Source organism: Pseudomonas argentinensis, assembly GCF_001839655.2.
GTDB classification, from domain to species: Bacteria; Pseudomonadota; Gammaproteobacteria; order Pseudomonadales; family Pseudomonadaceae; genus Aquipseudomonas; species Aquipseudomonas argentinensis_B.
Genome location: NZ_CP056087.1, coordinates 3,398,548 through 3,423,201, shown reverse-complemented (window position 1 = coordinate 3,423,201; position 24,654 = coordinate 3,398,548). Strand labels below are relative to the sequence as shown.

Annotated in this window: 21 protein-coding genes and 1 pseudogene; 14 read left to right on the top strand and 8 right to left on the bottom strand. The window is 65.7% G+C overall.

Features of this window, described 5'->3' with window-relative positions; all coding sequences use genetic code 11:
• Positions 1-79: 79 nt before the first annotated feature.
• The 6 genes and pseudogenes from SA190iCDA_RS15260 to SA190iCDA_RS23510 all read left to right on the top strand — a co-directional run bounded on the left by SA190iCDA_RS15260 (position 80) and on the right by SA190iCDA_RS23510 (position 8,252).
• A complete protein-coding gene (locus SA190iCDA_RS15260; protein WP_070886233.1) occupies positions 80-1,093 on the top strand; it encodes a ligase-associated DNA damage response exonuclease in 1,014 nt (337 codons plus the stop codon).
• Complete coding sequence (locus SA190iCDA_RS15255; protein ID WP_070886232.1) at positions 1,090-2,829, top strand: ATP-dependent DNA ligase; 1,740 nt, start codon at positions 1,090-1,092, stop codon at positions 2,827-2,829. The genes SA190iCDA_RS15260 and SA190iCDA_RS15255 overlap by 4 nt, the downstream gene beginning before the upstream one ends.
• Positions 2,826-5,405 carry a ligase-associated DNA damage response DEXH box helicase gene (locus tag SA190iCDA_RS15250; RefSeq protein WP_070886231.1) on the top strand — a complete coding sequence of 860 codons (2,580 nt, stop codon included), beginning with the start codon at positions 2,826-2,828 and terminating at the stop codon, positions 5,403-5,405. The genes SA190iCDA_RS15255 and SA190iCDA_RS15250 overlap by 4 nt, the downstream gene beginning before the upstream one ends.
• Positions 5,402-6,061, top strand: a complete 660-nt coding sequence (gene pdeM / locus SA190iCDA_RS15245) for a ligase-associated DNA damage response endonuclease PdeM (RefSeq protein WP_070886230.1) — start codon at positions 5,402-5,404, stop codon at positions 6,059-6,061. Before SA190iCDA_RS15250 ends, pdeM begins: the two co-directional genes overlap by 4 nt.
• Before the next feature lie 268 nt (positions 6,062-6,329).
• Positions 6,330-7,349 (top strand): annotated as a pseudogene (locus tag SA190iCDA_RS23515) (methyl-accepting chemotaxis protein); the annotation flags it as partial.
• Positions 7,350-7,388: 39 nt separating this feature from the next.
• Entirely contained in the window at positions 7,389-8,252 is an 864-nt protein-coding gene (locus tag SA190iCDA_RS23510) for a methyl-accepting chemotaxis protein (protein ID WP_419203943.1), read from the top strand.
• A gap of 962 nt (positions 8,253-9,214) precedes the next feature.
• On the opposite strand, the gene SA190iCDA_RS15235 is transcribed toward SA190iCDA_RS23510, so the two are convergent.
• Both SA190iCDA_RS15235 and SA190iCDA_RS15230 read right to left on the bottom strand, forming a co-directional pair.
• On the bottom strand, positions 9,215-9,997 hold the full coding sequence (locus tag SA190iCDA_RS15235; protein WP_070886228.1) for a hypothetical protein: 783 nt from the start codon (positions 9,995-9,997) through the stop codon (positions 9,215-9,217).
• 105 nt (positions 9,998-10,102) lie between these two features.
• On the bottom strand, positions 10,103-11,083 hold the full coding sequence (locus tag SA190iCDA_RS15230) for an alpha/beta hydrolase (RefSeq protein WP_083329809.1): 981 nt from the start codon (positions 11,081-11,083) through the stop codon (positions 10,103-10,105).
• Positions 11,084-11,247: 164 nt separating this feature from the next.
• Between SA190iCDA_RS15230 and aroC the strand changes: the two genes are divergently transcribed.
• From aroC to SA190iCDA_RS15215, 3 genes are all read left to right on the top strand, one after another.
• Complete coding sequence (gene aroC / locus SA190iCDA_RS15225; RefSeq protein WP_070886227.1) at positions 11,248-12,339, top strand: chorismate synthase; 1,092 nt, start codon at positions 11,248-11,250, stop codon at positions 12,337-12,339.
• A 68-nt stretch (positions 12,340-12,407) separates the two neighbouring features.
• On the top strand, positions 12,408-13,553 hold the full coding sequence (locus SA190iCDA_RS15220; protein ID WP_070886226.1) for an MFS transporter: 1,146 nt from the start codon (positions 12,408-12,410) through the stop codon (positions 13,551-13,553).
• A 46-nt stretch (positions 13,554-13,599) separates the two neighbouring features.
• Entirely contained in the window at positions 13,600-14,145 is a 546-nt protein-coding gene (locus SA190iCDA_RS15215; protein WP_070886225.1) for a hypothetical protein, read from the top strand.
• An 8-nt stretch (positions 14,146-14,153) separates the two neighbouring features.
• Here SA190iCDA_RS15215 and SA190iCDA_RS15210 read toward each other — a convergent pair whose 3' ends face one another.
• Together SA190iCDA_RS15210 and SA190iCDA_RS15205 are read right to left on the bottom strand one after the other, a co-directional pair.
• Positions 14,154-14,648, bottom strand: a complete 495-nt coding sequence (locus SA190iCDA_RS15210) for a methylated-DNA--[protein]-cysteine S-methyltransferase (RefSeq protein ID WP_070886224.1) — start codon at positions 14,646-14,648, stop codon at positions 14,154-14,156.
• Positions 14,649-14,650: 2 nt separating this feature from the next.
• Positions 14,651-15,529 carry a DNA-3-methyladenine glycosylase family protein gene (locus tag SA190iCDA_RS15205; protein ID WP_070886223.1) on the bottom strand — a complete coding sequence of 293 codons (879 nt, stop codon included), beginning with the start codon at positions 15,527-15,529 and terminating at the stop codon, positions 14,651-14,653.
• Between the two features lie 186 nt (positions 15,530-15,715).
• On the opposite strand from SA190iCDA_RS15205, the gene SA190iCDA_RS15200 reads away from it, so the two are divergent.
• Complete coding sequence (locus tag SA190iCDA_RS15200) at positions 15,716-17,803, top strand: LTA synthase family protein (RefSeq protein WP_070886222.1); 2,088 nt, start codon at positions 15,716-15,718, stop codon at positions 17,801-17,803.
• 54 nt (positions 17,804-17,857) lie between these two features.
• Here the strand turns inward: SA190iCDA_RS15200 and SA190iCDA_RS15195 are convergent, their stop codons facing one another.
• Positions 17,858-18,409: a hypothetical protein gene (locus tag SA190iCDA_RS15195; RefSeq protein WP_083329808.1), complete on the bottom strand. Its 552-nt coding sequence runs from the start codon at positions 18,407-18,409 to the stop codon at positions 17,858-17,860.
• A 182-nt stretch (positions 18,410-18,591) separates the two neighbouring features.
• The gene (locus tag SA190iCDA_RS15190) at positions 18,592-18,870 is read right to left on the bottom strand and encodes a hypothetical protein (protein WP_070886220.1); all 279 of its coding nucleotides are present in this window, start codon (positions 18,868-18,870) and stop codon (positions 18,592-18,594) included.
• A 311-nt stretch (positions 18,871-19,181) separates the two neighbouring features.
• Here SA190iCDA_RS15190 and SA190iCDA_RS15185 point away from each other — a divergent pair, with 311 nt between their 5' ends.
• Positions 19,182-19,529: a ribonuclease E inhibitor RraB gene (locus SA190iCDA_RS15185; RefSeq protein ID WP_070886219.1), complete on the top strand. Its 348-nt coding sequence runs from the start codon at positions 19,182-19,184 to the stop codon at positions 19,527-19,529.
• Between the two features lie 153 nt (positions 19,530-19,682).
• Here the strand turns inward: SA190iCDA_RS15185 and SA190iCDA_RS15180 are convergent, their stop codons facing one another.
• Both SA190iCDA_RS15180 and SA190iCDA_RS15175 read right to left on the bottom strand, forming a co-directional pair.
• Positions 19,683-20,000 (bottom strand): protealysin inhibitor emfourin, encoded by a 318-nt coding sequence (locus SA190iCDA_RS15180; protein ID WP_070886218.1) that lies wholly within the window; start codon positions 19,998-20,000, stop codon positions 19,683-19,685.
• On the bottom strand, positions 19,997-21,037 hold the full coding sequence (locus SA190iCDA_RS15175; protein WP_070886217.1) for a M4 family metallopeptidase: 1,041 nt from the start codon (positions 21,035-21,037) through the stop codon (positions 19,997-19,999). The genes SA190iCDA_RS15180 and SA190iCDA_RS15175 overlap by 4 nt, the downstream gene beginning before the upstream one ends.
• Before the next feature lie 364 nt (positions 21,038-21,401).
• On the opposite strand from SA190iCDA_RS15175, the gene SA190iCDA_RS15170 reads away from it, so the two are divergent.
• The 3 genes from SA190iCDA_RS15170 to SA190iCDA_RS15160 are packed head-to-tail and all read left to right on the top strand — an operon-like array spanning position 21,402 to position 24,559.
• Positions 21,402-22,811: a circularly permuted type 2 ATP-grasp protein gene (locus SA190iCDA_RS15170; RefSeq protein ID WP_070886216.1), complete on the top strand. Its 1,410-nt coding sequence runs from the start codon at positions 21,402-21,404 to the stop codon at positions 22,809-22,811.
• Positions 22,812-22,814: 3 nt separating this feature from the next.
• On the top strand, positions 22,815-23,765 hold the full coding sequence (locus SA190iCDA_RS15165; RefSeq protein ID WP_070886215.1) for an alpha-E domain-containing protein: 951 nt from the start codon (positions 22,815-22,817) through the stop codon (positions 23,763-23,765).
• Positions 23,762-24,559 carry a transglutaminase family protein gene (locus SA190iCDA_RS15160; protein ID WP_070886214.1) on the top strand — a complete coding sequence of 266 codons (798 nt, stop codon included), beginning with the start codon at positions 23,762-23,764 and terminating at the stop codon, positions 24,557-24,559. Before SA190iCDA_RS15165 ends, SA190iCDA_RS15160 begins: the two co-directional genes overlap by 4 nt.
• Positions 24,560-24,654: the final 95 nt, after the last annotated feature.

Below are 24,654 nucleotides of genomic sequence, written 5' to 3'. Positions count from 1 at the left end.
GCGGCTTGCGCCGCCGGCGGTGGCCCGCCTCTCTACACCTCGCTACATCCCCCTCATTTGCTATCCGGAGGTCGCCTGCTTGGATCTGGTGATTGCACGGCCCGAAGGCCTGTATTGTCCTCCCGGAGATTTCTATATCGACCCCTGGCGCCCCGTCGAGCGCGCCGTCATCACCCATGGCCATGGCGACCACGCGCGCGCCGGCAGCGCCCATTACCTGGCCGCCGCGCAGGGCGAAGGCATCCTGCGCACCCGCCTGGGGCGCGACATCAACCTGCAGACCCTGGCCTATGGCGAGACCATCGACCATCACGGCGTCACCCTGAGCTTTCATCCCGCCGGCCACGTGCTGGGCTCGGCCCAGGTGCGCCTCGAGTACCGCGGCGAGGTCTGGGTGGCCTCGGGCGACTACAAGGTCGAACCGGATGGCACCTGCGACCCCTTCGAGCCGGTGCGTTGCCACACCTTCATCACCGAGTCGACCTTTGGTTTGCCGATCTACCGCTGGCAGCCACAGGCGCAGATCTTCGCCGGCATCAACGACTGGTGGCGGCAGAACCAGCAGGCCGGGCGGGCCAGCGTGCTGTTCTGCTACGCCTTCGGCAAGGCGCAGCGCATCCTGCATGGCATCGATGAACGCATCGGGCCGATTCTCGGCCACGGCTCCATGGAACCGTTGCACCAGGTGTACCGCGATGCCGGTGTCTACCTGCCGCCGACCCGTTACGCCGGCGAGGTGCCGAAAGGCGATCCGCTGCTGCGCCAGGCGCTGGTGCTGGCGCCGCCCTCGGCCGGTGGCAGCACCTGGATACGCCGCTTCGGTGACTACAGCGATGCCTTCGCCAGTGGCTGGATGTTGCTGCGTGGCACGCGCCGGCGCCGGGGCGTGGACCGCGGTTTCGTGCTGTCCGACCATGCCGACTGGCCGGGGCTGCTGTGGGCCATCGAGCAGACCGGCGCCGAGCGGGTGATGGTCACCCACGGCTCGGTGAACATCCTGGTACGCCACCTGCGCGAGCAGGGCCTGGATGCCCAGGCCTTCGCCACCGAATACGGCGAGGAAGACGACGCCGCCGCGGAGGCGAATTCATGATCGCCTTCGCGCAGCTATACGCGCGCCTCGACGCCACTACCTCGAGCAACGCCAAGCTCGCCGCTCTGCAGGATTACCTGCGCGATGCCGAGCCGGCCGATGCCGCCTGGGCCGTGTACTTTCTCGCCGGTGGCCGGCCGCGACAACTGGTGCCTTCACGACAGCTGCGCGAACTGGCGATGCAGCGCGCCGGGCTGTCCGACTGGCTGTTCGAGGAAAGCTATTCGGCGGTGGGCGACCTGGCGGAAACCATCGCCCTGTTATTGCCCGAAGCCACGTCCACCTCGCCGGACGGTCTGGCCGTATGGGTCGAGGAAAAGCTGCTGCCGCTGCGCGGGTTGCCGCCCGATGAACTGGCGATGCGCCTCGATGCCCTGTGGGCGCAGCTCGACCGGCCATCGCTGATGATCAGCATCAAGCTGATCACCGGCGCGTTCCGGGTCGGGGTTTCCAAGCTGCTGGTCACCCGCGCCCTGGCGGCCATCGCCGAGGTGGACGCCAAACGCGTCGCCCAGCGCCTGGTCGGCTATACCGATCTGTCGCATCGGCCCACGGCCGCGTCCTATGAGCGGCTGATCGCCGGCGAATCGGATGATGAACACGCCCAGCGTGGCGGCCAGCCCTATCCATTCTTTCTGGCCCACCCGCTGCAGCGCCCGCCGGACGAGTTCGAGGCCAGTCTGGGCGCGCCCGCCGACTGGCTGATCGAATGGAAGTGGGATGGCATCCGTGCCCAACTGGTCAAGCGTGACGGGCAGTTGTGGGTCTGGTCGCGGGGCGAGGAACTGATCAGCGAGCGCTTTCCTGAATTGCAGGAATTGGCGCCCCTGTTGCCGGATGGCACGGTGATCGATGGCGAACTGGTGGTCTGGCGCCACGCGCCTGAAGCCACGGTTCAGCAGGGCGAGTTGATGGCCCAGGCTGCCGACGAGCCCGCCGAGCGCCTCAACGAGCAGGTCGAGGAACAGCTCGAACAGTTCGGCATCCAGCCCTTCGCCCTGTTGCAGCAACGCATCGGCCGCAAGACCCTGAGCCGCAAGCTGCTCGAGGAAGTGCCGGTGGCGGTGCTCGCCTACGACCTGCTGGAGTGGCAGGGCGAGGACTGGCGCAGCCGCCCGCAGCACCAGCGGCGTATGCAGATGGAGGAGGTGGTGGCGGGCTGCGCCAGCCCGCGGCTGATGCCGTCACCATTGCTGCAGGGCGATACCTGGCAGGCCCTGGCAGAGCAGCGCGAAGCCTCGCGCGCGCTGGGGGTCGAGGGCATGATGCTCAAGGGCCGTAAGGCGGCCTATGGCGTCGGGCGCAGCAAGGACGTCGGCGTCTGGTGGAAGTGGAAGATCGACCCCTTGAGCGTCGATGCCGTGCTGATCTACGCCCAACGCGGCCATGGTCGCCGGGCCAGCCTGTACAGCGACTACACCTTCGCCGTCTGGGACGGCCCGCCGGGAGACCCCGAGCGGCGCCTGGTGCCCTTCGCCAAGGCCTATTCGGGGCTGACCGACGAGGAAATGCGCAAGGTCGACGCCATCGTGCGCAAGACCACCGTGGAGAAGTTCGGCCCGGTACGCAGCGTGACGCCCAGCCTGGTGTTCGAGTTGGGCTTCGAAGGCATCGCCCGTTCGCCCAGGCACAAGAGCGGCATCGCCGTGCGCTTTCCGCGCATGCTGCGCTGGCGTCACGACAAGGGCGTGGAGGAGGCCGACACCCTGGAATTGCTGCAGGCACTGTTGCCGTGAACCTGGCGAGCACCTGGCTACGGCGTAACGGCTGGAAGGCCTTCGCTTTCCAGAAAACGGTCTGGCAGGCGGTCGCCGATGGGCAGAGTGGCTTGCTGCATGCCTCCACCGGCGCCGGCAAGACCTACGCGGTGTGGCTCGCCGCCCTCAATCGTTTCGCCGGTAAAGCGCCGGCAGAAAAGGCCGCAGCCAGCACGCGAGCCGCGCCGGCAGCACCATTGACGGTGCTGTGGATTACCCCGATGCGCGCCCTGGCGGCCGACACCCAGCGCGCCCTGCAGGCGCCGGTAGACGGCCTAGAATTGCCCTGGACGGTGGGCATGCGTACCGGCGACACCGGCAGCGCCGAACGCCAGCGCCAGTCCCGGCGCCTGCCCACGGCCCTGGTGACCACCCCGGAAAGTCTGACCCTGCTGTTGACCGGCGCCGACGCGAAAGCCCAGTTCGCCCATGTCGGCATGCTGGTAGTGGACGAATGGCACGAATTACTCGGCAACAAGCGCGGTGTGCAGTTGCAGCTGGCCCTGGCGCGGCTGCGCCAGTGGAACCCAGGGCTGATCGTCTGGGGCCTGTCGGCGACCCTGGGCAATCAGCCTCACGCCCTGGAGGTGTTGCTGCCCGACGGCAGCGGTCGTCTGGTGCGCGGCGAACCGGGCGGCAAGCCGCTGATCGACACCCTGTTGCCACCGGCGGTGGAACGTTTCCCCTGGGCGGGTCACCTGGGCTTGCGGTTGCTACCCCAGGTGGTCGAGCAACTGGACAGCAGCAGCGTCAGCCTGGTGTTCACCAATACCCGTTCGCAATCGGAACTCTGGTACCAGGCCTTGCTCGAGGCACGCCCGGACTGGGCCGGGCTGATCGCCCTGCATCACGGCTCCCTGGCTCGGGAGGTGCGCGACTGGGTCGAGACCGGGCTCAAGCAGGGCAAGCTCAAGGCGGTGGTATGCACCTCCAGCCTCGATCTGGGGGTCGACTTCCTGCCGGTCGAACGGGTCCTGCAGATCGGCTCGGCCAAGGGCGTCGCCCGCCTGCTGCAGCGTGCCGGGCGCTCCGGGCATGCGCCGGGGCGTACCTCGCGGGCGACCCTGGTGCCGACCCACGCTCTGGAATTGCTCGAAGCCGCCGCCCTGCAGGATGCGGTGGCAGCGGGGCGTATCGAGGCGCGACAATCCCCCCATCAGCCCCTGGATGTATTGGTCCAGCACCTGGTCAGCATGGCGCTCGGTGGTGGGTTTCGGCCTGATGAACTGCTGCGCGAGATACGCAGCACCTGGGCCTATCGCGACCTCGATGAGGCGCAGTGGCGCTGGGCCCTGGCCTTCGTACGCCAGGGCGGCGAGTCCCTCAGCGCCTACCCGGATTACCAGCGTGTGGAACCGGACGAAGAGGGCGTGTGGCGGGTGCCCAGCCCGCGCCTGGCGCGCCGTCACCGGATGAGCGTGGGCACCATCGTCAGCGATGCCAGCCTGACCGTGAAATGGTGGAGCAAAGGCGGCGGTGGTGGCTCGCTGGGCAGCGTCGAGGAGGGCTTTATCGCCCGCCTGCGCCCCGGCGATGTGTTCCTGTTCGGCGGCCGACCACTGGAACTGGTGCGGGTGGAGAACATGACTGCCTACGTCAAGCGCAGCGCCGCCGGCAAGGCCAGCGTGCCACGCTGGAATGGCGGGCGCATGCCGCTCTCCAACACCCTGGCCGAAGCGCTGGTGGCGCGTTTCGGCGAGGCCGCCCAGGGCCGTTTCGAGGGGCCGGAGATGCGTCTGTTGCAGCCGCTGCTGGAGGTGCAGGCCAACTGGTCGGCATTACCTGCGCCCGGCACCTTGCTGGCCGAGACCCTGCACTCGCGTGAGGGTTGGCACCTGTTTCTATACCCCTTCGCGGGCCGTAACGTGCACCTGGGACTGGCCAGTCTGCTGGCCTGGCGCCTGGGACAGCGGCGCCCGCTGAGCTTTTCCATTGCCGTCAACGATTACGGCCTGGAACTGTTGTGCGCCAGCGAGGTGGATTGGCCGCAGCTGCTCGATGCTGACCTGTTCGGTGATCACGACCTGCTGCATGATGTGCTCGCCAGCCTCAATGCCGGGGAGCTGGCGCAGCGCCGCTTCCGCGAGATCGCCCGGATCGCCGGCCTGGTGTTCGGCGGTTACCCCGGCGCGGGCAAGAGCCTGCGCCAGGTGCAGGCTTCCAGTGGGCTGTTCTTCGATGTGTTCCGCCAGTACGACCCGGACAACCTGTTGCTCATCCAGGCCCATGACGAAGTGCTCAGTCAGGAGCTGGACGTGCAGCAGCTGCGTCATACCCTGGCCGACATGCGCGCCGCGCAGCTGAATCTGCATGCCTTGCGCCGCGCCACGCCGCTGGCGTTCCCGCTGATGGTGGAGCGTTTTCGCGAACGGCTCAGCTCGGAAAAGCTCGCCGACCGCATCGCCCGCATGCTCGGCGAACTGGAGCGCGCCGCCGGGCCCGGGCCGCAGGTGGCAGACGCACCGCTGGTGGAAGTCGAGCCGCCGATCCGCCGTGGCGAGCGCAAGCGCAAGGATGGTCGGCCAAGACGCAAGACCAGGACCGGGTCGGCATGAGTACAGCCCACCTGGCAGTGGAAATAGCCGGAGAAACGCTGTGGCTGCTGGCCGACAAGGCCCTGTACTGGCCGGCCAGGCAGGCGCTGCTGATCGCCGATGCGCACTTCGGCAAGGCCGCCACCTACCGGGTGCTCGGCCAGCCGGTGCCCCAGGGCACCACGGCCCGCAACCTGCAGCGCCTCGACCAACTGCTGCAGGTCTATCCCTGCGGCCAGCTGATCTTTCTCGGCGACTTCCTGCACGCCAGGCCGGCCCGCAGCGGCAGCACCCTGGCTGCCTTGCAGGCCTGGCGCAGCCGACACGCCAATCTGCAGATCCTGCTGGTACGCGGCAACCATGATCGCCGTGCCGGCGATCCGCCAGACGAACTGGCAATCGAGGTGGTCAGCGAGCCCTGGCCGATGGGACCGTTCGCGCTGTGTCACGAGCTGATGGCTCACCCGGACCGCCACGTGCTGGCCGGGCACCTGCATCCGGTGTTCGTGCTGCGCGGGCGAGGGCGGGATCGGCTGCGCATGCCGTGCTTCAGCATCGAGCCGGCAGTGACGCTGTTGCCGGCCTTTGGCGAGTTCACCGGCGGCATGACCATCGAGGCGACGTTCGAAAGGGCTATCTATGGCGCCCTGGATGGCGCGGTATGGCGATTGGCCTGAAACGGCGTGCGACGGATGGTCACGCCTGAAATAGCCGGGATATTGGCGAATCGCCGTTGTTGCGCGCTATATCGTTGAACAGTCGTGATTTATCTCCTACCACGGGCGTCAACTTCCCGCCCGTATCGCCGCCTATCAGCTGAAACAATTCATTGGTCTCTAGTTATTTAGGGCCCTGCCGATAGAATGCGTGCCGCTCAAAAAACAGCTAGGTCCAATAACAATTTTCCAGCTGCCTGAACCCGGTTACAAATTGGAGAATTATTATATGAACAGCTGGTTTTCGAACATCAGCGTCACCTTGAAACTCGCCTTGGGCTTCGGCCTCGTGCTCGCGCTTACCTGTGTACTCGCGCTGACCGGCTGGACCAGCCTGGGCAGCCTTATCCAGCGCAGTGACTGGACCGCTGACATCGCCCGTCTGAATGACAGCCTGACCGATCTGCGCGTCACCCGTCTGCAATACATGCTGGCCAACGGCGACGAGCAAATCGCCGAAACCGTGCAGAAATCGCTCGACGGCTTCAAGGCCCAGCACGCCCAGGTGCTGTCATCGTTCACGAGCCCCGCAAACGTACGCCTGCTGCAGGACCAGGGCGCGCAGATCGACGCTTATCAAGTATCGCTGAACAAGATGCGTAGCGGCTACCGCGCCGCCAACCAGGCGCGTCAAGAAATGGCACGTCACGCCGTTGTTGCCGGTCAGGCCATGGAGGAGATCAACGCCGCGGTCATGGCGCTGCCGCCTTATGAGGAGAACCGGGCCGCTCAGTTCCAGGCCATCACCAAGGCCAAGGAAAACTGGCAACTGGTGCGCTTCAACGTGCGCGGTTATACCACCACGCCGACGGCCGAGGCGGAGCGTGACGCCCTGGCGCAGATCGACAAGACCATCGAGGACCTGCAAGCGTTCCGCCAGATGTTCGCTGCCGACCATGGGCAGCGGGTCAACCTGATCACCACCAGCCTCGAGAATTACCGCGCTGCGGTCATGGCCTTCAAGGCCGCCACCGAGACCATCGCCGTGGCGCGCAAGGAGCTGACCGAGGAAGGTTACGAGATCGTGCGTATCAGCAAGGAGCTCACCGCCATCCAGATGGAACGCCGCGACAGTGAAACGGCCTCGGCCCGTACCCTGCAATTGAGCACCACGGTGATCGCGCTGCTGGTCGGCATCCTGGCGGCCTGGCTGATCACCCGGCAGATCACCCGCCCGCTGCAGGAGACCCTGGTGGCCGTCGAGCGCATCGCCGGTGGCGACCTGAGCCAGACCCTGCAGGTGACGCGCCGCGACGAGCTGGGCGTGTTGCAACTGGGTATCCAGCGCATGGGCAGCACCCTGCGTGATCTGATCGGCGGCATTCGCGACGGCGTCACCCAGATCGCCAGCGCCGCCGAGGAACTGTCGGCCGTTACCGAGCAGACCAGCGCCGGGGTCAACAGCCAGAAGGTGGAAACCGATCAGGTGGCCACCGCCATGCACGAGATGTCCGCCACCGTGCAGGAAGTGGCACGCAACGCCGCCGATGCCTCGCGCGCTGCCGCCGACGCCGACCGTGAGGCCAACCAGGGCGACCGGGTGGTCGGCGAGGCCATCGCGCAGATCGAACGCCTGGCGGCCGAAGTGACCCGCTCCACCGAAGCGATGAGCCATCTGCAGCAGGAGAGCAACAAGATCGGCAGCGTGATGGACGTGATCAAGGCGGTGGCCGAGCAGACCAACCTGCTGGCCCTCAACGCGGCCATCGAAGCCGCTCGCGCTGGCGAGGCCGGTCGTGGCTTTGCCGTGGTCGCCGACGAGGTGCGTGGCCTGGCGCAACGCACACAGAAATCCACCGAGGAGATCGAGGAGCTGGTCGCCGGCCTGCAGCACGGCACCCAGCAGGTGGCCAGTATCATGCACAGCAGCCGCGAGCTGACCGACAGCAGTGTCGAGCTGACCCGCAAGGCCGGTGGTTCGCTGGAAAGCATCACCCGCACGGTGTCCAACATCCAGTCGATGAACCAGCAGATCGCCGCCGCTGCCGAGCAGCAGAGCGCGGTGGCCGAGGAGATCAGCCGCAGCGTGATCAACGTGCGTGACATCTCCGAGCAGACCGCGTCCGCCAGTGAGGAAACCGCTGCCTCCAGCGTCGAGCTGGCTCGTCTGGGCAGCCAGCTGCAGCAGATGGTCAGCCACTTCCGCGTCTGATCACGAAGGTGCGCTGAAACGCAAAAGCCGTTGCTCTCTGAGCAACGGCTTTTTTTATGGTTCTTCGCATTTTTGCGGGGAGGATAGGTCTGACACTGGACTGGCAAGTTTGTGTGCTTATTACTTACTGGCTTTGCACTATCCATTACCGCGTCTACTGACCCTTTGTGTTGCGCCCCTTACGGGCGCCACACCTTTCTTGCTTGCCCAAGAAAGGTGTGCCAAAGAAGGGCACCCCGACATCCGGGTTTCGCTGCGCGAAACTTCCCTCGCTCCGGCGCCGCTCCGGGGGCCGGCTTACATGGGCCATCCCTGGCCCATTAAGCCTCTCGCCGCATCCATGCGGCTCGTCCCCCTACGCGACACCTCCACTCGGCCTCCTGACGGGACCGGAGCGCGAGCTTGCAAGATTTCTACAGGCTCAAGCTCGGCGGCGTCTGTTTTTGCCTTTGCTCTGGAGTTGCGATCAAACAGGCGACGCCCAGTCCCCTTCAGTTCGTAGGGTGGACGACGCTTCACCCGTCCACCGCCCCGTGATCGCACGGTGGATGAAAAGAGCGTCATCCACCCTACGAACTGGTGAACTGCCTGCGATTCAGGGGGGCGCGCAGAGCCCGTCCAGGAGGGCGAATGGAATCGTCGTGTAAGAGGTTGAGCGGCATGGATGCCGCGAGAGCCGCGATGGGCCATGGATGGCCCTTCGCGGCGGGCCTCTGGAACGGCGATGGAGTGAGCGAACCCCGGCGTAGCCGGGGCCGGATGATCGGGCGGAGGGTTTTGGTTACTTTTGCCCGCAAAAGTGACTCGCCCGACAGGGCGAAACGGGAGAGGTCATCAAACCCACGTAATGCAGCTTGAACGCCGAAAACACCCGCGTACACACAAACTCGCCAGTCCGGTGTCAACCAGACATTCCCCCTAAAATGCGAAGAACCCTTTTTGCGCGGGCCTTGCGAGGGCGATCAGTGGGTGGCGATCCAGATCAGCAACCCCGCCTGGAACAGACAGAAGGCCACCAGGCAAGCGATGGTGAAGCGCAGGCCGCCATCCTCGCGCTTGAGCTGCTCCAGGCGCTCACGCTGCTTGCGCAGCTGGACGTCCTGTTCCTGCAGGTTCTGGTCGGCCAGCTGCAGCATCTGCGCGGCGTCCAGCTGCTCGATGAACTGCACCTTGTCGGCGTTCCAGTCGCTGTGCAGGGCGCTGACCCGCGCGGCGCTGTACTGCGCCTTGAGCTGATTTTCCTGGTAGTCGACGCTGAAGCCTTGCGCCTTGAGGCAGTGATCGCGGCGCGCCCGGGCCTCGTCGTTAAGCGCATCGCGGCTGGGCAGCGGGCCGCTTTCCAGGCTGTAGTGGGCGCAGTGCTGCTTTGCCCAGGCCGCCGCCTGGGCCAGCAGAAAGCGCCCGAGACCGCGGTTCTGCGGCTCCAGACTCAGCCCGCTGTCAGGACCGAAGCGCGCCTCCTTGGCGCGGTGATCGAGCCACAGCTCCAGCACGTTCTGTTCCTTGCGCACCTTCTGGCCGGGCAACTGCAGGCTCAGGCGCAACAGGCTCTGCTCCTTGCTGTGCCGCTCGAGGCGGCCGAGCTGCACGAAGCGCAGCGGGCGCGCGCCGGTGTGGCGGTCGACGGGCAGGGGCGACAGGCGCAGCAGGCGGAAATGCTCCGGGTGCAGGTTCGCCCAGGGGTGGGACGATTCGGGTTGCTCGCCTTCCGGCGCGGCGACGGCGGTGGTTACGCTGTCGGTCATCTGGCGTTCCTCGAGAAGCCGCTCTGCAGGCGGCAGGGCGATCGGGACGGACTCATGATCGCCAGGGGCAGCCAGCGGTCGCTGCGCAGCAGGTCATGAGAGGTTCTACGGGTTATCGGCAGCCTTGGCCGTCTCTGCAGGTGGCAGCGCCTCGATGAAGCTCGCCAGGCGAGTGGTCAGGCCGCGGGCCAGGGGCAGATCCGGGTTGTCATAGGAGGCCAGCTGCGCCGCCCTGTCCAGCGGCACGATGCGCAGCACGTGGTTCATGCCGTTGACGATCTGCAGTTCGGCCCGCGGGTTGGCGGCGTGCAGCGCCTCGGCGTCCTGCACGCTGACCTGGATATCGTGATCGCCCTGCAGGATCAACGCCGGCACCTTGACCTGGGCGAAGGCCGCCGCCGGGTCCTGGCGGAACAGGGAAATCAGGTAGGGCTGCACGCTGGTGCGAAACAGCACGGTCAGCTCATCCGACACCTGGGGCACCTGGCGGCCCTCATGCAGCGCTTCGAGCAGCGCCTCGGCCTCGCCACGCAGGCGCGGCGGCAGGCGATTGCGCAGTTGTTCGCGCAGCAGTTGGTCGATGGGCCGCGCACTGCCGGCGATGGACACCAGCGCGTCGACGCCCGAGCCGTTGGCAGCGAGGGTGGCGATCAGCGCGCCTTCGCTATGGCCGACCAGGATGACCTGGCTGAAGCGTCTGTCCCCGCGCAGCTGCTGCACCCAGGCCACCACATCGGCTACGTAGCGCTCCACACTCAGGTCGCGCTCTTGAGGCGTGGCGGCAAAGCTGGCGGCGATACCGCGCTTGTCGTAACGCACGCTGGCGATGCCTTGCTGGGCCAGGGCCTGGGCCAGCTTGCGGTGGGCGTCGTTATGCCCGCCACCGGGGTTGTTGCCGTTGCGGTCGGTCGGCCCCGAGCCGGCCACCAGCAGCACCACGGGCACCGCTTCGCTGCGCTGCGGCAGCACCAGCGAGCCGTGCAGCACGCCCTGGCCGGTATCCAGGCTGACCGGTTCACGCAGGATGGGGGCGGCCTGGACCAGGCCGGTGAAGAGGGAAAGGGTCAAAAGCAAGGCTCGCAGCATGATGGAGACGGGTCTGTGATGGGCTCTGTTGGACGCTGGCAAATGGCCAAAGGTTCGCGCACGGGTGATCTCGGCGGTTGGCTGGGAGTATACTCAGCGGCTTTCTCTATGGGCCTGCCTTTTCGCCGCAGGCTGCAGATCGAACGTCTCTGGAGTCTCGCGCAATGTCCGGCAATACCTTCGGCAAGCTGTTCACCGTCACCACGGCAGGCGAGAGCCATGGCCCGGCGCTGGTCGCCATCGTCGACGGCTGCCCGCCCGGCCTGGAGATTTCCCTGGACGATCTGCAGCGCGACCTGGATCGCCGCAAGCCCGGTACCAGCCGTCACACCACCCAGCGCCAGGAAGCCGACGAGGTGGAAATCCTTTCCGGGGTGTTCGAGGGCAAGACCACCGGTTGCGCCATCGGCCTGCTGATCCGCAACACCGACCAGAAGTCCAAGGACTACTCGGCGATCAAGGACCTGTTTCGCCCGGCCCACGCCGACTACACCTACCACCACAAGTACGGCATCCGCGACTACCGTGGCGGTGGCCGCAGCTCGGCCCGCGAGACCGCCATGCGCGTGGCGGCCGGGGCCATCGCCAAGAAGTACCTGGCGAGCCAGGGCATCGTCATTCGCGGCTACATGAGCCAGCTCGGCCCCATCGAAATCCCTTTCAAGACCTGGGATTCGGTAGAGCAGAATGCCTTCTTCAGCCCTGACCCGGACAAGGTGCCGGCGCTGGAGGCGTACATGGATCAGCTGCGCCGCGACCAGGATTCGGTGGGTGCGAAGATCACCGTGGTCGCCGAAGGGGTGATGCCGGGCCTTGGCGAGCCGATCTTCGACCGCCTGGACGCCGAGCTGGCCCATGCCCTGATGAGCATCAACGCGGTCAAGGGCGTGGAAATCGGTGACGGGTTCGCCGCGGTGGCCCAGCGCGGCACCGAGCACCGTGACGAGCTGACCCCGGCGGGCTTCCTGTCCAACCATGCCGGCGGCATTCTCGGCGGCATTTCCAGCGGCCAGCCGATCGTCGCCCACCTGGCGCTCAAGCCGACCTCCAGCATCACCACGCCAGGGCGCTCCGTGGATGTCGATGGCAACGCGGTGGACATGATCACCAAGGGCCGCCACGACCCCTGCGTCGGCATCCGTGCCACGCCGATCGCCGAAGCGATGATGGCCATGGTGCTGATGGATCACCTGCTGCGCCACCGTGGGCAGAACGCCGATGTGCGCGTGACTACGCCGGCGTTGCCGCAGCTATGAGTTGCCGGCTGCAAGCGCCAGGCTGCAGGCCACAGCGGCTCTTTCCTGAAGCCTGCGGCCTGTAGCCTGTGGCGGCTGTTCCGTACTGGCGCCTGTCCGGTTTCTACCTGTTCTACTTCGCGCTGCTCGGCGCCACCGCGCCGTTTCTGGGCCTGTACTTCGCGCACCTGGGCTTTTCACCGGCACGCATCGGCGAGCTGGTGGCCATTCCCATGCTGATGCGCTGCATCGCCCCGAACCTGTGGGGCTGGCTCGGCGACTATAGCGGCAGACGCTTGCTCATCGTGCGGTTGGGCGCCTTGTGCACCTTGCTCAGCCTGAGCCTGATCTTCGTCAGCCAGAGTTATGCCTGGCTGGCCCTGGTGATGGCCTTGCATGCCTTCTTCTGGCATGCGGTGCTGCCGCAGTTCGAGGTCATCACCCTGGCGCACCTGCGCGAGCAGTCGGCGCGCTATGCGCAGATTCGCCTGTGGGGCTCGATCGGCTTTATCCTCAGCGTGGTCGGCCTGGGCAAGGCCTTCGATCTGCTCGGCCTGGACGTCTATCCCTGGGTGCTGCTGCTGATCATCACCGGCATTGCCCTGAGCAGCTTCTGGGTGCCGGATGCCCGGCCACTGGCGTCCTCGCAGTCGGCGAGCCAGGGCGGTTTCCTGAAGCAGCTCAGGCAGCCCGGTGTGCTGGCCTTCTACCTGTGCGTGGCGCTGATGCAGCTGTCCCACGGGCCGTACTACACCTTCCTGAGCATTCACCTGGAGCAGCTCGGCTACAGCCGCGGATTGATCGGCATGCTCTGGGCCCTGGGGGTGGTTGCCGAGGTACTGGTGTTCATGGCCATGGCGCGGTTGCTCGGGCATTTCAGCCTGCGCCAGGTGTTGGTCGCCAGTTTCGCCATCGCCGCGTTGCGCTGGGTGTTGATGGGCTTTTTCGCCGATCACCTCGCTGTGTTGCTGTTCGCCCAACTGCTGCACGCCGCCACCTTCGGCAGTTTCCACGCCGCATCCATCGCCTTCGTGCAGCGCAGCTTCGGCGCCCGCCAGCAGGGCCAGGGGCAGGCGCTGTATGCCTCGCTGGCCGGCATCGGCGGCGCGCTGGGTGCGCTGTACGCGGGCTACAGCTGGAACGGCCTCGGCCCACAGTGGACATTCGCCCTGGCAGGGCTGGCTGCTTTGCTCGCAGCCGTTATCATGGCCCGGCGCACGGCCGAGCCGACATGACCCATCAGGTCGCCGCAAGGTGGCCACAGCCGAACAGGAATCACCCATGAGTCGCCTGAGCGTTCATCACCAGTCCAGCCCGCTGATCCCCAACAAGGTGCTGGGCCATGCCGAAGACATCACCTGCACCTTGGCGGCGGTCGGTATCGAGTTTCGCGAGTTACCGCTGGAAAGCCGGGTGCAGGCCGGGGACGCTGGGGACGCCATCCTCGCCGCGCTGGGCGAGCCGCTGGAGCAGCTCAGGCGTGACGGCGACCTGCGCCAGGTCGAGGTGATCAGCATCGACCAGCGTCACTGGCCCCGCGAGGGCGACAAGCCGCTCGAAGCCCCCGTGGAGGTAGAGGCCGATGGCGTGCAGCTGTATCTGTTCCTGGCCGGGCAGGGGCTGTTGAACCTGCATATCGATGACTACGTCTATGCGCTGGTCGGTGAGCGCAATGGACTGATCAGCGTGCCGGCCGGTACGCGCCACTGGTTCGACCTAGGCGAGTTTCCGCACTGCGTGGCGATTCGCCTGTCTGCCGCGAACGCGGCGCAGCCCAGGCCCAGTGGTGACCCCATTGCTGCCGCTTTCCCACGCCTGGAAGACTGAGCCGCTTCTCAGAACAGGCTGGCCTGTAGTCTGGGCACGGCACCTTCGAGCTCCAGCAGCAACTGTTTACGCGGCAGGCCGCCGGCAAAGCCGGTCAGGCTGCCGTCGCGGCCGATCACGCGGTGGCAGGGGATGATGATGCAGATCGGGTTGGCACCATTGGCCGCGCCCACGGCGCGCACGGCGTTGGGCCGTTCGATGCGCTGGGCCAGGGCGCTGTAGCTGTCGATCTTGCCGAACGGAATCTGCTGCAATGCCTGCCACACTATCTGCTGGAAAGGCGTGCCCTGGGGATTGAGGCGCAGCTCGAAGCGCTGCCTGTGGCCCGCGAAGTATTCATCGAGCTGGCGGCTGGCATCATCGAGCTGCGAGCCGGCCGCCTGCCAGCCGTCACCGATCCGCCAGGGCGTACGCTCCACGTCCATCAATAGCTGCTGCAGACCATTCTCGTCGCCGGCCATGAACAGACGGCCGATGGGGCTTTCCTGGTAGCGATAGAACATTCTCAGCCTCCCGAGTAGTTGTGCCACAGGTGCGCGGCGGCATAGGCGCGCCAGGGCCGCCAGGCTTCGGCGTGCAGCTGCAGTTGCCGGGCGGTGATGCCGGTGGGGCCCCAGATCGGTGCCTTGAGCAGGCCCAGGTCACTGGCGGGAAAGGCATCGGCGTCGCCGAAGGCGCGCAGGGCGATGTACTCGGCCGTCCATGGGCCGATGCCGGGCAGGGCGCAGAGGCGCTCGATCAACTCGCTCGCGCCCTGGCTGATATCCAGGCGCAGCGTGCCGCTGGCGACCTGGGCGGCGAAGTGCTGCAGGGTCTGCACGCGCTTGCCGGGCATGCCGATGCCGTCGAGGTTGGCTGCGGCCAGGGCTTCGGGCGTTGGAAACAGCCGGTCGATACCCGCGGGCGCGTCGGCCAGCGGTTCGCCGAGCCTTCCAACCAGGCGCCCGGTAATGGTCACCGCGGCCTTGACCGTGACCTGCTGGCCGACGATGGCACGCACCGCCTGTTCGAAGGCATCGAAGGCGGTTGGCAGGCGCAGGCCGGGGTGGCGGGCGAGCATCTGTGCCAGATGCGGGTCGGCGGCGAAATGGGCGGCGATCAGCGCCGGGTCGGCATCCAGGTCGAACATGCGCCGCACCCGCCGGGTGAGTTCCGCCAGGCAGGCGCTGGCCGAGGCACTGTGCTCCAGCCTCAGGGCATGCTGGCCGGGCAGGGCGGTGACGCGAAACCAGCCGGTGACATCACCAAGGCAAAAGCTGCGGCAGTAGTCGTGCTCGCCCAGGTATTCCTGCCCGGCGATGGCGCGCAGCCTGAAGTGGGCGTGGAACTGCTGCCAGTCCCAGGGCGCCTGGTAGGGCAGGGTGAGGAATTCGGTGCTTGGCATGGCGTGACGATAACGCCGAGGCGACACCTTGTCAGCGTGAAAAATGACTTTCAAACCAAAGCACCGTCCACTTCGGGTGTCAGAACAGTGCAACAAATTTTTCACATTCGACCCTCCAGACTGCCGCGCCGCCGCTCGCCGTGACAGGGCGGGCCTGCAGTAAACGTCTTTTGTGGATGATCGAACATGACCCCTACAGCAGTTCAGGGCACCCCTTCCAACACCCCCCATTCCCTGCAGCCGATACGCAGCCAGTTGCTCTTCACCCTGTTCAGTGGCCTGGCCCTGCTGGTGATGTACAGCCTGCTGCGCGTCGCCTTGCTGGTCTACAACCGCGAGCTGATCGGCGACACGCCCAGCGCCGCATTCGTCGAGGCCTTCTACAACGGCCTGCGCTTCGACCTGCGGGTGGTGGTCTACGCCTGCGCGCCGCTGCTGATCGCCTTGCTGAGCACCCGCGCCATGCTGGCCCGCGGCTGGCAGCGCCTGTGGCTGACGGTCTTCGCCAGCGTGACGCTGTTTCTCGGCCTGGCCGAGCTGGATTTCTACAAGGAATTCCACCAGCGCCTGAACAGCCTGGTGTTCCAGTACCTGCAGGAAGACCAGGCCACGGTGATGAGCATGCTGTGGAATGGGTTCCCGGTGGCGCGCTACCTGATCGCCTGGTTCGTCGTCACCGGCCTGCTATGGTGGATGTTCAGCCGCTTCGATCGCGCCAGCCGCCCCCAGGCGCCGGCCCGCGCTGGCGGCGCACGGCCTGCGGTGGCCTGGTACTGGCGGGTGTCGGTGTTCCTCCTGTGCCTGCTGATCGCGGTGATCGCTGCCCGCGGCCATCTGCGCCAGGGCCCGCCGCTGCGCTGGGGCGATGCCTATGCCACCGAGTCGATGTTCGCCAACCAGCTGGGCCTCAATGGCACCCTGACCCTGTTCAGCGCGGCCCAGGCGACCTTCGGCCCGCACCGTGACAACACCTGGCAAGCGACCCTGGACGACCAGCAGGCCCGGCAGATCACCCGCGACATGCTGCTGACCGTGGACGACCAACTGGTCGATGCCGACAGCGCCGCCATCCGCCGCGTCTATACGCCGCCGAGCGACAAGACCCTGCCGATCCGCAACGTGGTGGTCATCCTCATGGAAAGCTTCGCCGGGCATTCGGTCGGCGCCCTGGGTGCGCCCGGCAATATCACCCCGTATTTCGACAAGCTGAGCCGGGAGGGGCTGCTGTTCGACCGTTTCTTCTCCAACGGCACCCATACCCACCAGGGCATGTTCGCCACCATGGCGTGCTTCCCGAACCTGCCCGGCTTCGAATACCTGATGCGCACGCCTGAAGGTGCCCACAAGTTCTCCGGCCTGCCGCAGCTGCTGGGCGCCCGTGGCTACGACAACCTGTACGTCTACAACGGCAACTTCCAGTGGGACAACCAGTCCGGCTTCTTCAGCAACCAGGGCATGACCCACTTCATCGGCCGTGAGGACTTCGTCGACCCGGTGTTCATGGATCCGACCTGGGGGGTGTCCGACCAGGACATGTTCGACCGGGGCGCCCTGGAACTGAAGACCAACTACGGCGATAAACCCTTCTATGCGCTGTTTCAGACCCTTTCCAACCACACACCCTATGCCCTGCCGAAAGACCTGCCGGTCGAGCCGGTGATGATCAACGGCAAGGAAGATCGGCACCGCACCGCCATGCGCTATTCGGACTGGGCGCTGGGGCAGTTCTTCGAAAAGGCGCGCAAGGAGCCGTATTTCAAGCAGACCCTGTTCGTGGTCGTGGGCGACCATGGTTTTGGCGGCTTCGACCAGGTCACGGAAATGGATCTGCAGCGCTTCAACGTACCGCTGCTGCTGATCGCACCGGGCATTCAGGAGAAATTCGGCAAGGTCAGGCATACCGTCGGCACCCAGGTGGATATCGTGCCGACCATCATGGGCCGTCTGGGTGGCGAGGTACGCCATCAGTGCTGGGGACGCGACCTGCTCAACCTGCCCGAGGGCGATGGTGGCGTGGGCGTGATCAAGCCGTCTGGCGGCGACCAGACCGTGGCCATCGTCACTGCCGAGCACGTGCTGGTGCAGCCCAAGGATTTCGAACCACGGTTCTATAGCTATCGGCTGGGGGCGAAACCCACTGCCACGCGGATAGAAGGGCCCGTTGACGAAGCGCTGAAAAAACGTATGGAAGGCTTCCTGCAAACCGCTACCAAGAGTTTGCTGGATAACACGGCGGGGGTGGTGGACGGCATGCCGGATAAACCCAAGCCCTGAAACGCAAATAAAAAAACCGGCGCCTGGCGCCGGTTTTTTTATGGGTGGAGCGACTTAGCTGCAGCCTTCGACGTAGAACACCGCCGGTGGCAAACCGATGCGCCAGCGCGTCACCACACCGTCGGGATCGGTCTCGAACACCATCCGTGCTTCGCTATCGATATAGGGCGTGACGATAAAGTCCGTCGCACCTTCGACATACTTGTTGGGCTGCTCTTCGAAGCGGCCCGGGTAGGTGGCGCGGATCTGCTGGGCGCTGCTGCCCACCTGCAGGCCGCGGGGTGCCTTGCGCTCGCGGCTGTCGATGTCGTAACGCACGAACTGGCCGTTCTCGAGCATGAACGAGGTGCCGAAGCCCTTGGCCGGGCGTGGATCCTGGAACAGCTGGCGGCAGCTGTCCGAGCCGCCACCGTCGCGCAGCGAGCCCTTCCAGGCTGCGCGCACGGCCGTTTCGTCGCTGCCGAAACGGGCACTGGCAAAGCCGGCGAAGGGACTGAGATCCTCCCTTTCCTGCAGCTTGGGCGGGCTGCTCTGGGCGGCGGAGGCGGTCTTGGCGGGGGTATTGCTGGCGTCGCTGCAGGCGCTCAGCGCCAGGATACTGGTCATTACAACAGCGGAAATTGAAAGCGTACGGTTCGCCATGAAAATCCAACCTTCGTCTCGAATGGGAACGGCCGCACCTGAGCGCGGCCGAATCGGTGAGGCATGAGACCGGTCGAATCGAGGCATGTGCATGCCGGAATATCAGTCCAAAGGCCCGCTGCGTATGCAGGCTTTTTGCCGCAGTCTCATGCTGCGTGGCGTTTGGCCACATTTTCCGAAAAAAGATCCCGGCTTTTATCCAGATGTTGATCGACCAGCCACTTGCCGTGGGCAATGGAGGCCCGCTGGGCCTTGGTCAGGTCATCGAGAAAGGCACCGTTGACCGGCAGCGACAGACGTCGCGTGGTGCGACCGTCCGGTGTGGTGATACGGCAACCGCCGGCCCAGGGTGTGGGGATGCCGGGGTGCTCCATGACGTCGGCACTGATGTAGTGGTCGCGGTAAGTGCACTGCAGCGTACTCATGGTGTGTACCTCGTGGGTCTGGCCCAGGCGGCAGGGTGATCATGGCGCTGCCGGCAGGGCGTGGCTTCACCCTCGTGTATAGCACGGTGGTGCCGGCCGGCGAGGCAGGCCGACGAGCTGCGGGGGCAAAGATAGTTGGATGACCGCAGGCAACCTGCGGTCTATGCTTGAGAGGCGTGCTGCGCGAATCGGGCACGCGTCTTCAGACCAGTTCGTACCCGCGGGTGTCATCACGGTGCGCCGTGTGTTGCATGTTGAGACAGATCGCCGGTTCCACGGCGTATCAATTCCTCGTCCGATGGAGATCAACTATGAGCACGATTCTGCACGAAGATGTTGGTAGCGGCATTCTGCGCCGTATGAAGGAAGGTGGATTCGATTTCGCCAGCGTTCATCCCATCGAGTTCTACGCCATCTTTCCCGACCGCGCCCGGGCCCTCAAGGCGACCCACAACTTTCGCGGCGAAAGCCTGCATGCCCAGGTCACCGAGCGTGACGAGGGCGACTGGTATCTGCAGGTCAGCAAGGTGATGCACGTCACGCCTGCCGGCATCGGGGATTTCGCCCAGGACCTGGAGTCGGTGGTGATTCCCCTCGGCGGCGAGCTCGATGGCTGGGGTGTTACCCAGCAGCTGAGCCCGGTAAGCCGCCAGGGGTAATGACAGAGGCTGACAGGCCGTCGAAAAACTACCTACGTTGCCATTGCTGCGTTAAAAACAACCTCAAATTGCTCATGTACAACTCGTACACTCCGCTTTTTCGGTTGCTTTTGCCTTGCACTGGCTGCCTCGCCTACGTTTTTAAACGGCCTGCTAAAGGCCATTTTTCCAGAGCTTCACCAGATCCCGGGGAGCCCGCTCCTCGGGAACGTTCAGCACCAGCTTCTCCTGCGCACGCTGCGCGCATGCCTGCAGCTCGATCCGGTAGAAGCGCTGGTCAGCGCGACCTGCCTCCTTGCTGGCAACCGGCAGGCAGGCTTCCAGCAGCGAACACACCTGCCCACGCTGGTCCGGGTCGCACTGGGCAAAGTCGATTTCCCGGGGGCGACTGAGCGTGGCGATGGCCGCGAAGCCACCTTGCCGGGAAATGCGCACCAATGCCTCGTCGCTCAGTGGCGGTAGCTCGTTCATGCTGCGCTGACCTCTATCCCCACGTCACGCCAGGCCTTGGCCACCGCGGCGGCCTCTGGCGAGCCCTGGCCGAACCGCCGTTCGGCGCGATCCACGCACAGGCGGGCGAATTCGCTGAAGTCAGCATCGTTGGCCAGGCGTTCGTCGCAAAGGGTGTCGTACCAGATCGGCCCGGCTTTTTCCCAGGCATGGCCGCCCAGCGCCTTGGCGGCCAGATAGAAGGCGCGGTTGGGAATGCCCGAATTGATGTGCACGCCGCCGTTGTCCTCGCGGGTCTGCACGAAATCGCCCATGTGCCCAGGCTGCGGATCCTTGCCCAGCAGCGGGTCGTCGTAAGCGCTACCGGGAGCCGACATCGAGCGCAGCCCCTTGCCGTTCACGGACTCGGTGAGCAGGCCGGCACCGATGATCCAGTCCGACGCCTCGACCGTCTGCTGCAGGGCGTATTGCTTGGTAAGGATGCCGAACACGTCGGAAAGCGATTCGTTGAGGGCGCCGGACTGGTTGACGTAGACCAGCGCCGCCTCGCTGTCGATCACCCCATGGGTCAGTTCGTGAGCGACCACGTCGAGGGCGATGGTGAAACGGTTGAAGATCTCGCCGTCACCGTCGCCGAAGACCATCTGCTCGCCATTCCAGAAGGCGTTCTCATAGCGTTGGCCATAGTGCACGGTGCCGATCAGCGGCAGGCCGTTGCCGTCGATGGAATGGCGGCCGAGCACCTCGTGGAAGAACCGGTAGGTGGCGCCCAGCGCCTCGTAGGCTTCGTCGACGGCGTCGTCGCCGGTGGCCGGCTGGCCCTCACGGCGGGCGAGCTGGCCAGGCAGCTGCATCTGCTGCTGCGCATCGAAGATGCTGCGCTCGGGTTGGCCGGCGGGCAGCAGCTGGCGCGCTTGCACGTTGCTCGGGCGCGGCTTGCCGTTGTTGTGCCTGAGTGAGCTGACGTGCTGCAGGGTGTTGCGTGCGCAATCGCGCTGGCGCTCGGAACCGTGGCCGATGATGCGGTCGAGGATGTAGGGCGGTATCAGGCTGTTCATCGTGCGGTCCTTGTCATGAGAAGCGTGGCGGCCAGGTCGATGCCTGACCTCTCACAGGTGGGAACGCAATGCGCCGGCAATGTTTCTGTCGCACCGACACTTCTGGACAAAAGGGCATGACAGAAAAGTGCAATGCTTTGCCGCCTCACCTGTCTGAGATTACATGGCGGCAGCCATGTCTCCGTCAGCCTGGTTGATCATGATGCCTGCGGATCGCGCATGCCCCAGCCTGGGTCTGCCGATCGCGCTTCAAGATGGTGCAAGGTGGTTTCGGTTTTAAAATAAGTAATTGATATTAAAGGAATAAAACCGCTGGCTCGGCGCTTGCAGTGTACGGGTCGAACAGGGCTGCAAGGAGTACAGCATGACCCGCACCTTTTACGACGAGATGCACCTGCCTGACGGTAGCTGCCGCGCCCATTACCAGGCCTTTTCCCGCTGGCTCAAGGAAACTCCCCAGGATCTGCTGGACCAGCGCCGCCGTGAGGCGGACCTGCTCTTCCACCGTGCCGGCATCACCTTCACCCTGTATGGCGATGCCCAGGGCACCGAGCGCCTGATTCCCTTCGACATCATTCCGCGCAGCATCCCGGCCAGCGAGTGGCGCATCGTCGAGCGTGGCTGCATCCAGCGCGTGCAGGCGCTGAACATGTTCCTCGCCGACCTGTACCACGACCAGCGCATCATCAAGGCCGGCCTGATCCCCGCCGAGCAGGTGCTGGCCAACGAGGGCTACCAGCTGGCGATGCAGGGCCTCGACCTGCACCGCGACCTCTATGCGCACATCGCCGGGGTCGACCTGGTGCGTGACGGCGACGGCACCTATTACGTGCTCGAGGACAACCTGCGTACACCCAGCGGCGTGAGCTACATGCTCGAAGACCGCAAGATGATGATGCGCCTGTTCCCCGAGCTGTTCACTAACCAGCGCATCGCGCCCATCGACCATTACCCCAGCCTGCTGCTCGACACCCTGAAGAGCGCCAGCCCGCTCGACAACCCGACCGTGGTGGTACTCACGCCAGGGCGGTTCAACAGCGCCTATTTCGAGCACGCCTTCCTGGCCCGGGAGATGGGCGTCGAGCTGGTGGAGGGCGCCGACCTGTTCGTGCGCGACGACAAGCTGTTCATGCGTACCACCGCAGGCGCCAGGCAGGTCGATGTGGTCTATCGTCGCCTCGACGACGCCTTCCTCGATCCGCTGGCCTTCAACCCGGAGTCCATGCTCGGTGTGCCCGGGCTGCTATCGACCTATCGCTCGGGCAATGTGGTGCTGGCCAATGCCATCGGTACCGGGGTGGCGGACGACAAGTCGATCTATCCCTATGTCGGCGAGATGATCCGCTTCTACCTGGACGAGGAGCCGATTCTCAAGAACGTGCCGACCTGGCAATGCCGCAAGCCGGCGGAGCTGTCCCACGTGCTGGCCAACCTCAAGGACCTGGTGGTCAAGGAGACCCAGGGCTCGGGCGGCTACGGCATGTTGGTCGGCCCGGCGGCCAGCAACGCGGAAATCGAGGCCTTTCGCCTGCGCCTGATCGCCCGGCCCGAAGCCTATATCGCCCAGCCGACCCTGTGCCTGTCGACCTGCCCGACCTTCGTCGAGAACGGCATCGCGCCGCGCCACATCGACCTGCGCCCCTTCGTGCTGTCCGGCAAGGAGACCCGCATCGTGCCGGGGGGCCTGACCCGGGTGGCGCTGCGCGAAGGCTCGCTGGTGGTCAATTCGTCGCAAGGCGGCGGTACCAAGGACACCTGGGTGGTGGAGGACTGAGACATGTTGAGTAGAACCGCCTCCGATCTGTACTGGATGTCCCGCTACCTGGAGCGCGCGGAGAACCTGGCGCGCATGCTGGACGTCAGCTATTCGCTGTCACTGATGCCCCAGGACGGGCGCCGTGACGGCCTCGACGAACTGGCGATGCCGCTGCTGATCACCGGCACCCTGGAGGATTACCAGCAACGCCACGGCGCGCTGCACGCCGAGCGCATCCTGCATTTCTTCGCCCTCGACGCGCAGAACCCGGCGAGCATCTACGGCTGCCTGGGCGCGGCGCGCAGCAATGCCCACGCCGTGCGCGGACGCATCACCGCCGACATGTGGGAAAACATCAACGCCACCTGGCTGGAGATCCGCGGCATCGCCGAGCAGGGGCTGGGCCGTTATGGCATCAGCCGTTTCTGCGAGTGGGTCAAGGAGCGCTCCCACCTGTTTCGCGGCGCCACCTTCGGCACCATCGTGCGCGGCGAGGCCTACCGTTTCATTCGCCTGGGCACCTTCATCGAGCGCGCCGACAACACCTTGCGCCTGCTCGACTCACGCTACGAGCTGCTCGGCGAGGGCATCGACGATGCCGATGGTCGGCCCGCCCACAGCTACTACCAGTGGAGCGCCTTGTTGCGTGCACTGTCGTCGTTCGAGGCCTTCGCCGAGGTCTATCGAGGCTCGCCAGGGGCCCGCAAGGTCTCGGAGTTGCTGCTCTTGCGCCGTGAGGTGCCGCGCTCGCTGAGCGCGTGCATGGACGAGCTGTACCAGATGCTCGCCGGCCTGCCCGGCGACAACGGCCGACCGGCGCAGCGCCTGGCCGCCGAACTCAATGCGCGGCTGCGCTACACCAGCATCGATGAAGTGCTGGAGGAAGGGCTGCACGTCTGGCTGACCGAATTCATCGAGCAAATTCACCAACTCGGCAGCGCCATCCACACGTCCTATCTGGAGGTCGCATGAGACTGTCCATACGCCACAACACCACCTATCACTACGAGGATCAGGTGCGGGCCAGCATCCAGTACCTGCGTCTCACCCCCCACGACAGCGCTCGCCAGCAGATACTCGACTGGCAGCTGGATTTGCCGCGGCCCGTTCGCGCGCAACGTGACCCCTACGGCAACATCCTCCACGTGCTGACCCTGGACGAGCCCCACGAGTCGATCGTCATCGGCGCCCGGGGCCTGGTCGAGATCGACGAGTCGAGCGATGCCGAGCACGAAAGCCAGTCGGCGCTGCCGTTCCTGCGCTTTACCCGGCTGACCGATGCCGATGCGGCGCTGCGCGACTTCGCCTGGATGCAGTGCGCCCAGCGTCGCGATCGCCATGCGCTGATCGACCTGATGCACGGCCTCAACGCGCATATCCGCTATCAGCCCGGTTCGACCGCCGTGCAAACCAGCGCGGCCGAAGCCTTCGCCGGGCGCCAGGGCGTTTGTCAGGACCACGCCCACGCGTTCATCGCCTGCACGCGCAGCCTGGGCATCCCGGCGCGCTACGTGTCCGGCTACCTGGTCGCCGACAACCAGGACCACCTGGCCAGCCACGCCTGGGCCGAAGCCTGGCTGGACGGCGCCTGGTACAGCTTCGACGTCACCAACTGTCTGGCCCGGCCCGAGCGGCATCTCAAGCTGGCGATCGGCCTGGATTACCTCGATGCCTGCCCGGTACGCGGCATGCGTCGCGGCGGCGGTAGCGAGCGGATGATGGCGCGGGTCGATGTCGAGCCACTGGTCAGCGTACAGGCCCAGTGAGCCGGAGGGCAGGGCCTCTTCGCCTCTGCCGGCGCGCCCATCCACCCCGCATGGCTTGCGGTCATGGGATGATCGCTTCTAGCATGGCCGCTTTG

What these genes read in the sequence shown, in the direction of transcription:
- SA190iCDA_RS15235 (WP_070886228.1), bottom strand. Translation starts at nt 9,997, where the DNA reads ATGACCGACAGCGTAACCACCGCCGTCGCCGCGCCGGAAGGCGAGCAA.
- SA190iCDA_RS15180 (WP_070886218.1), bottom strand. Translation starts at nt 20,000, where the DNA reads ATGAACGAGCTACCGCCACTGAGCGACGAGGCATTGGTGCGCATTTCC.
- SA190iCDA_RS15230 (WP_083329809.1), bottom strand. Translation starts at nt 11,083, where the DNA reads ATGCTGCGAGCCTTGCTTTTGACCCTTTCCCTCTTCACCGGCCTGGTC.
- SA190iCDA_RS15200 (WP_070886222.1), top strand. Translation starts at nt 15,716, where the DNA reads ATGACCCCTACAGCAGTTCAGGGCACCCCTTCCAACACCCCCCATTCC.
- SA190iCDA_RS15210 (WP_070886224.1), bottom strand. Translation starts at nt 14,648, where the DNA reads ATGTTCTATCGCTACCAGGAAAGCCCCATCGGCCGTCTGTTCATGGCC.
- SA190iCDA_RS15165 (WP_070886215.1), top strand. Translation starts at nt 22,815, where the DNA reads ATGTTGAGTAGAACCGCCTCCGATCTGTACTGGATGTCCCGCTACCTG.
- SA190iCDA_RS15255 (WP_070886232.1), top strand. Translation starts at nt 1,090, where the DNA reads ATGATCGCCTTCGCGCAGCTATACGCGCGCCTCGACGCCACTACCTCG.
- SA190iCDA_RS15205 (WP_070886223.1), bottom strand. Translation starts at nt 15,529, where the DNA reads ATGCCAAGCACCGAATTCCTCACCCTGCCCTACCAGGCGCCCTGGGAC.
- aroC (WP_070886227.1), top strand. Translation starts at nt 11,248, where the DNA reads ATGTCCGGCAATACCTTCGGCAAGCTGTTCACCGTCACCACGGCAGGC.
- pdeM (WP_070886230.1), top strand. Translation starts at nt 5,402, where the DNA reads ATGAGTACAGCCCACCTGGCAGTGGAAATAGCCGGAGAAACGCTGTGG.
- SA190iCDA_RS15195 (WP_083329808.1), bottom strand. Translation starts at nt 18,409, where the DNA reads ATGACCAGTATCCTGGCGCTGAGCGCCTGCAGCGACGCCAGCAATACC.
- SA190iCDA_RS15190 (WP_070886220.1), bottom strand. Translation starts at nt 18,870, where the DNA reads ATGAGTACGCTGCAGTGCACTTACCGCGACCACTACATCAGTGCCGAC.
- SA190iCDA_RS15185 (WP_070886219.1), top strand. Translation starts at nt 19,182, where the DNA reads ATGAGCACGATTCTGCACGAAGATGTTGGTAGCGGCATTCTGCGCCGT.
- SA190iCDA_RS23510 (WP_419203943.1), top strand. Translation starts at nt 7,389, where the DNA reads ATGGGCAGCACCCTGCGTGATCTGATCGGCGGCATTCGCGACGGCGTC.
- SA190iCDA_RS15160 (WP_070886214.1), top strand. Translation starts at nt 23,762, where the DNA reads ATGAGACTGTCCATACGCCACAACACCACCTATCACTACGAGGATCAG.
- SA190iCDA_RS15175 (WP_070886217.1), bottom strand. Translation starts at nt 21,037, where the DNA reads ATGAACAGCCTGATACCGCCCTACATCCTCGACCGCATCATCGGCCAC.
- SA190iCDA_RS15170 (WP_070886216.1), top strand. Translation starts at nt 21,402, where the DNA reads ATGACCCGCACCTTTTACGACGAGATGCACCTGCCTGACGGTAGCTGC.
- SA190iCDA_RS15215 (WP_070886225.1), top strand. Translation starts at nt 13,600, where the DNA reads ATGAGTCGCCTGAGCGTTCATCACCAGTCCAGCCCGCTGATCCCCAAC.